This window comes from Arthrobacter sp. YC-RL1 (assembly GCF_001454985.1).
Lineage (GTDB): Bacteria > Actinomycetota > Actinomycetes > Actinomycetales > Micrococcaceae > Glutamicibacter > Glutamicibacter soli.
The window spans coordinates 2,710,509-2,721,969 of record NZ_CP013297.1 but is presented as its reverse complement, the minus strand read 5'-3'; the positions used below and the strand labels follow the sequence as shown (position 1 = coordinate 2,721,969).

General features: G+C 60.9%; 14 protein-coding genes. 12 read left to right on the top strand and 2 right to left on the bottom strand.

Annotated features, from left to right (window positions below; genetic code table 11):
* Positions 1 to 54: 54 nt before the first annotated feature.
* Positions 55 to 774, bottom strand: a complete 720-nt coding sequence (lexA, locus tag ATC04_RS12635; protein ID WP_047121159.1) for a transcriptional repressor LexA — start codon at positions 772 to 774, stop codon at positions 55 to 57.
* Positions 775 to 1,030: 256 nt separating this feature from the next.
* Between lexA and ATC04_RS12630 the strand changes: the two genes are divergently transcribed.
* The 7 genes from ATC04_RS12630 to ATC04_RS12600 all read left to right on the top strand — a co-directional run bounded on the left by ATC04_RS12630 (position 1,031) and on the right by ATC04_RS12600 (position 7,378).
* A complete protein-coding gene (locus ATC04_RS12630; RefSeq protein WP_047121160.1) occupies positions 1,031 to 1,384 on the top strand; it encodes a LysM peptidoglycan-binding domain-containing protein in 354 nt (117 codons plus the stop codon).
* Positions 1,385 to 1,474: 90 nt separating this feature from the next.
* Positions 1,475 to 2,581 (top strand): histidinol-phosphate transaminase, encoded by a 1,107-nt coding sequence (locus tag ATC04_RS12625; protein WP_047121161.1) that lies wholly within the window; start codon positions 1,475 to 1,477, stop codon positions 2,579 to 2,581.
* 21 nt (positions 2,582 to 2,602) lie between these two features.
* Positions 2,603 to 3,223, top strand: coding sequence for an imidazoleglycerol-phosphate dehydratase HisB (hisB, locus tag ATC04_RS12620; RefSeq protein WP_047121162.1), 621 nt, complete (start codon positions 2,603 to 2,605; stop codon positions 3,221 to 3,223).
* Entirely contained in the window at positions 3,224 to 3,859 is a 636-nt protein-coding gene (gene hisH, locus ATC04_RS12615; protein ID WP_047121163.1) for an imidazole glycerol phosphate synthase subunit HisH, read from the top strand.
* A gap of 176 nt (positions 3,860 to 4,035) precedes the next feature.
* Positions 4,036 to 4,773: a bifunctional 1-(5-phosphoribosyl)-5-((5-phosphoribosylamino)methylideneamino)imidazole-4-carboxamide isomerase/phosphoribosylanthranilate isomerase PriA gene (gene priA, locus ATC04_RS12610; RefSeq protein ID WP_047121164.1), complete on the top strand. Its 738-nt coding sequence runs from the start codon at positions 4,036 to 4,038 to the stop codon at positions 4,771 to 4,773.
* 354 nt (positions 4,774 to 5,127) lie between these two features.
* Positions 5,128 to 6,009 carry an SseB family protein gene (locus ATC04_RS12605; protein ID WP_047121165.1) on the top strand — a complete coding sequence of 294 codons (882 nt, stop codon included), beginning with the start codon at positions 5,128 to 5,130 and terminating at the stop codon, positions 6,007 to 6,009.
* A 34-nt stretch (positions 6,010 to 6,043) separates the two neighbouring features.
* Complete coding sequence (locus ATC04_RS12600) at positions 6,044 to 7,378, top strand: MFS transporter (protein ID WP_047121166.1); 1,335 nt, start codon at positions 6,044 to 6,046, stop codon at positions 7,376 to 7,378.
* A gap of 120 nt (positions 7,379 to 7,498) precedes the next feature.
* Here the strand turns inward: ATC04_RS12600 and ATC04_RS12595 are convergent, their stop codons facing one another.
* Positions 7,499 to 7,864, bottom strand: coding sequence for a DUF1844 domain-containing protein (locus ATC04_RS12595; protein WP_047121167.1), 366 nt, complete (start codon positions 7,862 to 7,864; stop codon positions 7,499 to 7,501).
* Positions 7,865 to 8,155: 291 nt separating this feature from the next.
* Between ATC04_RS12595 and infC the strand changes: the two genes are divergently transcribed.
* The 5 genes from infC (at position 8,156) to ATC04_RS12570 (ending at position 11,444) form a co-directional block, all read left to right on the top strand.
* A complete protein-coding gene (gene infC / locus ATC04_RS12590) occupies positions 8,156 to 8,839 on the top strand; it encodes a translation initiation factor IF-3 (RefSeq protein ID WP_152666956.1) in 684 nt (227 codons plus the stop codon).
* Between the two features lie 169 nt (positions 8,840 to 9,008).
* The gene (rpmI, locus tag ATC04_RS12585; protein ID WP_047121169.1) at positions 9,009 to 9,203 is read left to right on the top strand and encodes a 50S ribosomal protein L35; all 195 of its coding nucleotides are present in this window, start codon (positions 9,009 to 9,011) and stop codon (positions 9,201 to 9,203) included.
* A gap of 99 nt (positions 9,204 to 9,302) precedes the next feature.
* Positions 9,303 to 9,983 carry a 50S ribosomal protein L20 gene (gene rplT, locus ATC04_RS12580; protein ID WP_047121170.1) on the top strand — a complete coding sequence of 227 codons (681 nt, stop codon included), beginning with the start codon at positions 9,303 to 9,305 and terminating at the stop codon, positions 9,981 to 9,983.
* Between the two features lie 97 nt (positions 9,984 to 10,080).
* Positions 10,081 to 10,959 carry an RNA methyltransferase gene (locus tag ATC04_RS12575; RefSeq protein WP_047121171.1) on the top strand — a complete coding sequence of 293 codons (879 nt, stop codon included), beginning with the start codon at positions 10,081 to 10,083 and terminating at the stop codon, positions 10,957 to 10,959.
* A gap of 35 nt (positions 10,960 to 10,994) precedes the next feature.
* Positions 10,995 to 11,444 (top strand): NUDIX domain-containing protein, encoded by a 450-nt coding sequence (locus tag ATC04_RS12570; RefSeq protein WP_047121172.1) that lies wholly within the window; start codon positions 10,995 to 10,997, stop codon positions 11,442 to 11,444.
* Positions 11,445 to 11,461: the final 17 nt, after the last annotated feature.

Below are 11,461 nucleotides of genomic sequence, written 5' to 3'. Positions count from 1 at the left end.
GCGCTGGGACGCAGTCATATTGAACTGCACCCCAGCGCTCTTCGATTTGTCGGATTAGAGCGAACGCATGACCGATACAACGCGTCCCATGACGGTCGCTGCATCACCGAGGATCGGCTCGTACCGAGAATTCTGCGGCAACAACCAGGTATGACCGTCGCGCTGCCGGAACGTCTTCACGGTAGCTTCTTCATCGAGCAATGCAGCCACGATGTCGCCGTTGTTCGCAGTTTGCTGGCGACGCACAACAACCCAGTCGCCGTCGCAGATCGCAGCATCAACCATCGAGTCTCCTGAGACTCGAAGCATGAACAGCTCTCCGTGGCCCACCAGCTGGCGCGGAAGCGCGAACACGTCCTCTACCGTCTGATCTGCAAGGATCGGTCCACCAGCGGCGATACGGCCAACCAGCGGCACCATAGTGGTGTCCGCGGAGGTGCTCAGCTCAATGATCTTCGCATCTTCCTTGCCGGCCTCTTCCGCTGGCTTGGGCGCCTCGGCCGCTGCGGCATCCTCGCTGAGCTGCAGCGGCAGCAGGATCTCCATGGCACGAGGTCGGCGTGGATCACGACGAAGGTAGCCGAGCTTTTCAAGCTGGCTCAACTGGTGCGTGACACTCGACAGGCTCTTGAGGCCCACGGTGTCGCCGATCTCGCGCATCGACGGCGGATAGCCGTTCTTTCCGATCGAGCGCTGGATGGTCTCGAGAATTTTCTTCTGGCGGATCGTCAGCGAACGTGCATTCGATCGGGGAGTGCGCTCTGAAGCTGACATGACCTTTAGCCTTCCCTAATCACCGGTCGTGAGCTGGGCGGATGCCTAACTGTCGGAAGCCAGTGATGTTATGTATTCGTTCCTCTTCTACTTCGAAATCTTAGTCGATGTGAGGGAGTCTTTCAAAGATTTGTTCGAAAGTGTCTGGACAATTTCCGCGAAGTTCTGTTAGAAAAGATATACGAGAATCGAACACATCTTCGAAAACAGTATTCGAAGACAGGTTCGCATCATGCCACTGTTGAGGAGAATAGTCATGGCAACCGCCGCACTTGACTCGAAACGCACCAAAGAACACATGAAGATCCGCATCAATCGTCGCGGCTGGGCCGTGCTGGTTGGGGTCCCGGTGTTCATTCTGACCATCGCCGCCGCATTCCTGATCACCATGTTCACTTCAAGTGCCCAGGCGGCGTCCAACTCGCCGCAAGGTGTTGAAACCGTGGCCGTGACCGTCATCCCGGGCGACTCGTTGTGGGATCTCGCCCGTGAATACGCCGTAGGCTACGACGTGAATGCGGCCATGGAGCATATCACGGAGATCAACGCACTGGACTCCAGCGAGATCCGCGTTGGCGACACCTTGGAGATCCCGGTGTTGGCCAACTAGCCGGTCAAACCCTCAAAATGGCGACAGGTATTGTTACCAAGGTTTGTCGCCAATTCTTGAACCGACGACTGCGCCATTAGACTTAATGACGTGAATGTCCGCAGTGAACTATTGAGTCAGCTGCCCTTGCGTGAGAATCTCCGCGGGCTGTCCCCTTACGGTGCGCCACAAATTGACGTACCAATTCAGCTGAATGTCAATGAGAACACCCATCCGCTTCCGCAGACCGTGATTGATGCAATCGCTCAAGAAGTCTCCAAGGCAGCGGCCACGCTGAATCGCTACCCGGATCGTGAATTCGTGGAATTGCGTGAACTCCTAGCCAAGTACCTGGGCCACGATCTGGATCGCGAGAACATTTGGGCCGCGAACGGTTCCAATGAGATCCTGCAGCAGATCCTGCAAGCCTTCGGTGGCCCCGGTCGAAGCGTCATGAGTTTCGGCCCCACTTATTCCATGTACCCGCTGCTGGCCAGCGGAACCGATACCGAATACATCGCCGGCCAACGCGCCGATGATTTCACTCTCTCGGCCGACTCTGCTGCCGCGCAGGTACGCGAGCACACACCGAATATCGTTTTCCTCTGCTCTCCGAACAACCCAACCGGCACGGCATTGGGACTGGATGTCATCGAGGCTGTCTACGAGGCAGCCTCCGAGACCAACGCCATGGTCATCGTCGACGAGGCCTACGCTGAATTTTCACTGGCCAATACCAAGTCGGCACTGAGCCTCCTCGGAGGACGCCAGCGCTTGATTGTCAGCCGCACGATGTCCAAGGCCTTCGGCCTGGCTGGCGCCCGAGTGGGCTACTTGGCTGCGGCACCGGAAGTCACCGATGCGATTCGGCTTGTCCGCCTGCCCTACCACCTCTCTGCAGTGACCCAGGCGACCGCCATTGCCGCGCTGAAGAACGTTGACCTTCTGCTGGCACAGGTCGAAGAAATCAAGACCCAACGCGACCGCATCGTGAGCACCTTGACCGAGCTGGGTTTGAAGCCTTCGGTTTCAGACTCGAACTTCGTCTTTTTCGGCGGCCTGGACGACCCCCACGCCATTTGGCAGGGGCTTCTGGACGCTGGAATCATCATCCGTGACAACGGAATCGCCGGCACCCTGCGAGTCACCGCGGGAACTGAGGCCGAAACCACCGCCTTCTTGGAGCGGCTGACCGAACTGCTCAGCGCACAGAAGTAGAAAAGACAAGCGAAGGAAGACATGTCTGCCGAATTGATTGGCGCACGTCGCGCCCGTATGGAACGAGTCACCAGCGAATCCTCGGTATTCGTTGAACTGGATCTCGATGGCTCAGGCGTCTCGGAGATCAGCACCACCGTGCCGTTCTTCGACCATATGCTCACTGCCCTGTCCAAGCACTCGCTGATCGACCTCACCGTGCGTGCAACCGGCGACACCCATATCGACGTACACCACACAGTGGAAGACACCGCGATCACCATCGGCGAGGTGCTGCGTGTTGCCCTGGGCAACAAGGCGGGTATCCGCCGCTTCGGCACTTCCTACGCACCGCTGGACGAAGCACTAGCCCGCTCCGTTGTAGATGTCTCCGGGCGCCCCTACCTGGTGCACGGCGGCGAGCCGGCCGGCCAGGAATACCATCTGATCGGTGGACACTTCACCGGTTCGATGACCCGTCACGTTTTCGAGGCGATCACGTTCCACGCGCAGATTTGTGCCCACATCGAGGTGCTCTCGGGCCGCGACCCGCACCACATCGTCGAAGCGCAGTTCAAGTCCTTCGCCCGTGCCTTGCGCGAAGCCGTCGAGCACGACGAACGCATGGGCGACAAGATTCCATCCACGAAGGGTGCCCTTTAAGTGGCAAAAAAGAAAGTTGTTGTCCTGGACTACGGTTCGGGCAACGTTCGCTCGGCAGTGCGTGCGCTTGAAGCAGCCGGAGCCGAGGTAGAGCTGACCGCAGACGCGGACAAGGTCCAAGCGGCTGACGGTCTGGTCGTTCCCGGCGTCGGCGCCTACGCATCGGTCATGGACCAGCTGACCAAGCTCGGTGCACTGCGCTGGATCGGTCGCCGTATCGCCGGCGGCAAGCCCGTGCTCGGAATCTGCGTTGGACATCAGGTCTTCTTCGACGAAGGCGTGGAACACGGCGTCAAGACGGCGGGTATTGGCGAGTGGCCAGGCACCGTAGAGCGGCTGCAGGCTGATGTCATCCCGCATATGGGCTGGAACACCGTTCGTCCGCCGGAAAACACCAAGCTCTTTGCAGGTATTGAAAACGAGCGCTTCTACTTCGTGCATTCATATGGAGTGCAGAAGTGGGAATTCGACGTCACCCAGCCGGCAATGACTCCGCCGCAGGTTACCTGGTCCACCCACGGAACCCCATTCATCGCAGCCGTTGAAAACGGTGCCTTGTCGGCAGTGCAATTCCACCCGGAGAAGTCTGGCGAAGCTGGCAAGAAGCTGCTGAGCAACTGGCTGGAGACTCTCTAGAATGTGGTCGATCGCACTCCTCGGGGTCGGCGCATTTCTTGCCGGCGGAGCAATCTCCTTGAAGAACCAGAAAGCGCACCTGTCGTGGATCATTGCCGCGTGGGGCCTGGCAGCTGGTTGTGTCATCGCAGCATGGGTCTTAACCCTCTAGTTTCAAACTTTCGAAGAAGGACAACATGAGTGAGCAACCAATTCTCGAACTGCTTCCCGCAGTAGATATCGCCGGCGGACAGGCGGTTCGCCTGGTTCAGGGTGAAGCCGGATCCGAAACTGGATACGGCGACCCTCTGGAAGCGGCGCTGGCCTGGCAGAACGACGGTGCAGAATGGCTGCACCTGGTCGACCTCGACGCCGCCTTCGGTCGCGGCAGCAACATCGAGATCGTCCAGCGAATCGCCCAGGAGCTGTCCATCAAGGTTGAGCTCTCCGGCGGAATCCGTGATGACGCGTCACTAGATCGCGCACTGGAATTCGGCGCCACCCGCGTGAACCTCGGGACGGCCGCACTGGAGAACCCGGAGTGGACCCGCAAGGCCATTGCCCGCCACTGCGACAAGATCGCCGTGGGCATGGATGTGCGTGGCACTACGCTCTCCGGCCATGGCTGGACCAAGGACGGGGGAGACCTCTGGGAGGTGCTTGCCCGCTTGGAGGATGCCGGCTGTGCGCGCTACGTCGTCACTGACGTCACGAAGGACGGAACCCTGCGTGGACCCAACGTTGAATTGCTGCGCGAGATCGCCTCGAAAACCAACAAGCCGGTTGTCGCATCGGGCGGTATCTCTTCCCTCGAAGACCTGCGTGTTCTGCGTGCGTTGGTACCGGAAGGCATCGAAGGCGCCATCATGGGCAAGGCCCTGTACTCGGGGCAGTTCACGCTGCCCGAGGCGCTTGATGTGGCAGGCCGTCGCTAAATAGGTCTGAGCCAGACCTTTGAAGTCGTGGATCGGTTGGAAAAATCCAGCCGGTCCACGATTTTTTATGAAGCCGAATATGAACCTCCTGCGGCGTCCGTGGCCAACGGCGGGGGACGGATGAGCCCCCGCCCAGGCCGCGAACTGCGCCCTGCGGGACATAGCCCGGCATTGCTCTGGCAAACAGGCTCTCGGATTCCGTGTCCTTGCGCATTATCATTTCAAGATGCCACATCCGCCGCGTTGTGGCCAGGCCCGAATATCTGAAGTGTGCCCAAGGTCTCGTGGGCAAGCTCATGCCCGAGTCCCTGAAACTTGTTCTTCCACCGGGGTTCTCACAGATAGCATGGATCTATGAGCACCGCGCAACCTGAATCCGCACCCAAGCGCCACCTGCCCGGACATATCGCCGCGGCACTGGCGCAGGCAGGTTCCCCGACTGATTCCGCAGGTCAAAGCTGGGAAGGACGGGACCTGACCGGTGATGAAAACCCGCTGCACAAGTTCGACAAGGACGACGGACTGGCAGATGAGGCGGTGATGCAGGCGCTGGCTGATCTGCGAGCCGGCAACGGCAGCGAGTCCGGCGTCCACCAGTCGCTGGCCAACGCCCGGGTTTTCGTTGCAGTAGTAGCCCAGCTTGGCGAAGAAGCGATGACCGAGCACGGCTTCGCCTCCGACAAGGAAGCCGACATGGCCCTGGTCAAGATCAAGGGGCCGGACGGACGCATGGCCTTGCCGGTGTTCACCACCGTGGAGCGGCTCCAGGCCTGGCACAACGAAGCGAGACCAGTCGCGGTCTACGCCCCGCGCGCCGCGTTGTCTGCGGTCAGCGAAGAATGCCAATTACTGGTGCTGGATCCGGGCGGCGACTACACGTTCGTCCTTCGACGACCGGGCATGTGGAACCTTGCCAAGCAGATCGAATGGACACCGAGCTATCTGAACCAGGGCATTGCTGAAATCGTCCAGGACGCGACGAGTGGCTACGCCCAGCTTCGCAAAGTGCAGCTAGCACCAGGCCGAGGAGTTGGTTCACGAGATGCGCAGGGCAACGCAGTGCCCGGAGGCGGCTCCGGACCGGAATTGAACCTGCAGTTCGTTTTCGCGGCAGGAACCAGCGAAAACGATGCGCGAGAGATCGCGACAAATATTCACGGGCTATTGGCTCGAAAACCCGAGTTCGCCGAGGCGGTGGACTCGATAGAAATCAGCTTGCTCAGCTCATCCAGCTAGGGAGGGGCCTACACGAAGAGGAATACTCCGCGTCATGAAGAACTACTGGCAGATCCTGCGTCAGCCTCAGATCGCTTCGCTGCTGGTTATCGGCATGGTCGCTCGGCTTCCTCATTCGGCGTTGGGCATGCTGCTTTTGCTCCATCTGGTCACGAACCTGGACCAGAGCTGGGTTTCCGCCGGCTTGGTGACAGCCTTGATGACCATTGGCATCGCGATCGGCGCACCTTGGCGCGGTGCCCGCGTAGACATGTGGGGTCTGCGCAGGGCGCTGATTCCCTCGGTCATCGTCGAAACAGCGGTCTGGTGCACAGTCCCGCACGTCCCGCTGGTATGGATCTATCCGCTGGCTTTCATCGGCGGGCTCTTCGCCCTGCCGGTCTTCTCCGTGGTCCGAACCGCCTTGGGCGTGATGACCACCGGCGAGCAACGGCGCACCGCGTTCGCCCTGGATGCCACCGCCACCGAACTGGTGTTCATCGTCGGCCCGGCAGCCGCAGGTATCGTGGCAACGCAGATTTCAAGCACCATCGGGCTGAGCGTCATCGGCGTGACGGCCTCGGCGGCCGGATTGGCCATGATGCTCTTGAACCCTCCGACCAGCAGCGCCGACCCCAAGGCGTCGGCAAACAAGTCCAACGCCCACGAAGAACGGCTCGGCGCCGAGGCGAGCTTCATCGCCGCGGCTCCGGTAGGCGTGCCGGAAGTTGAAGGCGAATTGATTCTGGCCGGTATGAAATCTGCGCGTGCCAGGATCAAGAAGCGCGGCAAGAACTTCAAAAACCGCTTCAGCTGGGTCAGCGCCTCGGTGCTCGCGGTCTTCATCGCGGCCTCCGGAGCAGGAATGCTGCTGACCGGCACCGAAGTATCCATCGTGGCTGAACTTGAAGCTGGCGGGAACAGCGAACAGCTTGGTCTCGTGTTCCTGTTTTGGTGCGGCGCATCCTTGATTGGCGGCCTGCTGTACGGTGCCATGCGCCGCAATATTTCGCCCCTTGTCCTGCTGCTGCTCATGGCGATCTTGACGATCCCGATGTTCTTCGCCTGGGATCCGCTGTCTCTGGCGATCTTCTCCGCGCTGCCTGGCTTCATGTGCGCACCGACCTTGTCCGCCGCCTCGGAGTGGCTGACCGACCTGGTGGCTGAAAAGCGCCGTGGCGAGGCCATGGGCTGGTACGGGTCGGCCATGACCGGCGGCACGGCGTTGGGGTCCCCGATGACCGGCGTGATGGTCGACAATTTCGGCCCCCCGCTGGCATTCGTCGGCATCGGTTCGCTGGCCATCATCGTTGTTGTCCTGGCATTGCTTGCCCAGCAGATTCGCCGCCGGGTCCGCCGGCAGCGCACCCGTACCCGCATCGCGGCGTAGATGGCGTAGATACCGTTTACGCGGATCTTCGGTTACAAGAACAAAAAAATCATCCTCGGTTCGGCACAATGTGCCGGACCGAGGATGATCTTAATCTCTAATATTTTTTCGGATCGAAGCCTAGCTGACCGGTCCGGTGAACTTTTCGCCCGGGCCCTTGCCTGGTGCGTCGGGGATCAGCGAGGCTTCGCGGAAGGCCAGCTGCAGGCTACGCAGGCCGTCGCGCAGCGGCGCTGCATGCTGCGAACCAATCTCAGGTGCACCCGCGGTGACTAGGCCGGCGAGGGCGGTGATCAGCTTGCGGGCTTCGTCCAAATCCTTCAGTTCATTTGCGTCATCGCCTTCGGCCAGGCCGCATTTGACGGCGGCGGCGCTCATCAGGTGAACGGCAGCGGTCGTGATGATCTCTACTGCAGCGACCTCAGCGATGTCACGCACCTGCTGGTCGACGGAGTGCTGATGCGAGTTGGTGTCTTCGGTACTCATACTGCTAAGCTTGTCACAGACCGACTCGATACATGCAGTCAGGGTCCACCGGTTCGCGCCGGGCGGACGGATCGTATTAGTATTGAGCCAAGCAAGTGGAGGCCAACTCCCACCCGCTGTCGCCGTTTTGAGGCTTCCGGGTAATTCGGCAGGATATGCCTGAGCATATCCAAGATGGAACTCGGAAATTTCCGCAGATCCATTGTGTCGTCACTGTGGCCTTCGCCTGCAATCGCAGCCGGAGGCCTTCTTCGTTTGCGGGTATGGAACTTAGGATTTCAGGAGTGACACATCAGCGATCCACGCATTAATGAGCGCATTCGCGTGCCAGAGGTACGTCTCGTCGGCCCCAATGGTGAGCAGGTAGGCATCGTCCGCATCGAGGACGCGCTTCGACTGGCTCACGAGTCCGATCTGGACTTGGTCGAGGTGGCACCCAACGCCAAGCCTCCAGTGTGCAAACTGATGGACTTCGGCAAGTACAAGTACGAAGCCGCTGTCAAGGCTCGCGAAGCTCGCAAGAACCAGACCAATACGGTCCTGAAGGAAGTTCGCTTCCGCCTGAAGATTGACACCCACGACTACCAGACCAAGGTCGGCCACGCACTGCGCTTCCTGGGCGCCGGTGACAAGGTCAAGGCCATGATCCAGTTCCGTGGTCGTGAACAGCAGCGTCCCGAGATGGGTATCCGCCTGCTGGAGAAGTTTGCAGCGGATGTCGCCGAGGTTGGCGTCATTGAATCCAGCCCGCGCATCGATGGCCGAAACATGGTCATGGTTGTAGGTCCGCTGAAGAACAAGGCCGAGGCTCGCCGCGAACAGCAGCAGAAGTCGGGTGGCCGTGATTCGGCCAAGCGCAAGATCCGCACCGACGCTCCAGCCGAGACCGAAGGCCAGAATGTCGCAGCAGCGATGGACGAGGAATCTCGCGCCAAGCTGGAGCAGGCACGCCAAGCAGCTGAAGGCGGCGCCTAGCCAAGCCTGTTGGGCTTTCGAGCCCGTCACCGCTAGACGGTGAAGGAACTTCCTTGGAAGATCCAACTACAAGAGAACAGCAGCGGTCACCTTTCGCAAGGGGCCCGCTTCGGATGATCCCTACACGTCATTCAATTGCCGTGTGGAGCACGTAAGGAGAACGGCAGCTATGCCGAAGTTCAAGACTCACAGTGGCGCCAAGAAGCGCTTCAAGGTTACCGGCAGCGGTAAGCTCGTCCGCCAGCAGGCTAACCGCCGTCACTACCTGGAGCACAAGTCCTCGCGACTGACCCGTCGCCTGGCTTCTGACCAGCTGGTCGCAAAGGCCGATGTGAAGACCATCAAGCGGATGCTGGGCCTCTAAGCCTCCCTTTCGCAATTCGGGGAAGCATCACCCCACCACCCATAGACTTCTCCCATTCCGCCACCGCGGCCTGGGGAACCAACTTGAAGGAGAACACACGTGGCACGTGTGAAGCGGGCAGTAAACGCCCACAAGAAGCGTCGCGTCGTAATGGAACGCGCCAAGGGCTACCGCGGTCAGCGTTCGCGCCTGTACCGCAAGGCCAAGGAGCAGCTGCTCCACTCGTTCGTTTACAGCTTCAACGACCGTCGCAAGCGCAAGGGTGACTTCCGCCGCCTGTGGATCCAGCGCATCAACGCTGCATCCCGCGCCAACGGTCTGACCTACAACCGTCTGATCCAGGGCCTGAAGGCTGCTGAGATCGAGGTTGACCGCCGCATGCTTGCCGAGCTGGCTGTCTCGGACTCCAACGCATTCGCCACTCTGGTTCAGGTAGCAAAGGGTGCCCTGCCGGCTGACGTCAACGCCCCAAAAGCGCCTAAGGTAGTAGCCGCTGCAGCCCCAAAGGCTGCTGCTAAGGCTGCTGCCGCTGCTCCAGAGGCCGCAAAGGCCCCAGCCGCAGAGGCTACGCAAGCAAACGGCGTCTTCAAGGTAGTTGAAGGTGCTGAGGTCCCAGAGGGCTTCATCATCAAGGGCAATGCAGGCTCCAACAAGTACCACGTACCGGGCTCGACTTGGTACGAGCAGACTGACGCTGAAGTTTGGTTCAACTCCATCGAGGCTGCCAAGGCCGCAGGCTTCGAGCCTGCCGGCGGCGAAGCCCGCCAGAAGATGAAGTAAATCTACTTCCTCTTTATTGGAGAGATCACACCAAAGGGTGGGATCCGCACTAGGTGCGGATCCTGCCCTTTGGCGTTTCTACCGGTATTCTCGAATCATGACCTATTCGCCCGAGCTCATGTCCAATCCACGCGCCGACAGGGTCAAGGCCGTCGCGCGGCTTGCCAGCCGCAAGGGACGTGAAGCCACCGGTCAGTTCCTCGCCGAAGGCCCGCAGGCCGTGCGGGAAGCGCTGCTGGCGCACCGGCACAACGACAACCTCATCCAGGACATCTATGCGGTTCCCGGATTCCTTGAAAGCCACCCCGAGTTCAACGCGCTGCTGGCCGACAGCAAGCTGACACCTCGCCTCGTCACCGGGGAAGTGCTGCTCGCCATGGCGGATACGCAGAGCCCGCAGGGGATCCTGGGGGTGGTGGCCATGAGCCAGCCGCAACTCAGCGAGGTGCTGGAAGCCAAGCCGAAACTGATCGCTGTGCTCTGCCGCGTCCAGGACCCGGGCAACGCCGGAACCATCCTGCGCGCAGCCGACGCCGCCGGCGCGGACGCGGTGGTGCTGACCAAGGGCAGCGTGGATATCTACAATCCGAAAGCCGTGCGCTCCACGGTGGGCTCGCTGTTCCACCTCCCGGTGCTCAGCAACATCGAATTCGACCACCTCGCGGCGGCTGCCAAGGCTACCGGCGTCCAGGTGCTGGCAGCCGACGGCTATGCAGCCCACAACCTCGACACCCTGCAGGACCAGGCGGTGCTGCGCGCCCACGCTGGAAGCGCCACCCCTTCCGAGGGAACCGAACCCGTGCTTGAATCTGCCACCATGTGGCTGTTCGGCAACGAAGGGCAAGGACTGGACGACCACGAAAAAGCCTCGGCCGACTTCCGCGTCGCAGTTCCGCTGTACGGTGTCGCCGAGTCTCTCAATGTCGGAACCGCGGCCACGGTCTGCCTCTACGGCTCGGCCCGCGCGCAGCGCTGACCGACCGCAATCGACCCCGAGGGAAGCAAACCTGAATGAATACCTCACTGAAGCAGATCGTCGCGGTGGCGATCGTGGACGACCTCACCTCGCCGACCCGGATGCTCGCCGCGCGCCGCAACCGTCCCGAAGCCTTGGCCGGCCTGTGGGAATTCCCCGGCGGCAAGGTCGAACCGGGGGAGTCCGACACCTCAGCGGTGCACCGCGAACTGCGCGAGGAACTGGGTGTCGAGCTGAGCCTCGGGGCCGAAATTACCGGTCCGCTGGCGCAGGGCTGGCAACTGAACGACAAGGCAGCGATGCGCGTCTGGTTCGCCGTCATCACGCAAGGGGAACCACAGCCTTTGGACGGCCACGACCAACTGGCGTGGCTCGACCTGGACGATTCGCTGGGCGAAGCGGTTCAGTGGATTCCCGCCGATGCGCCGATCGTCCGGGCCTGTCTGGATCTGAGCCGAATCGGCCATCTGGCCGGACACCCGTAGACTGGTATATAGCGTCA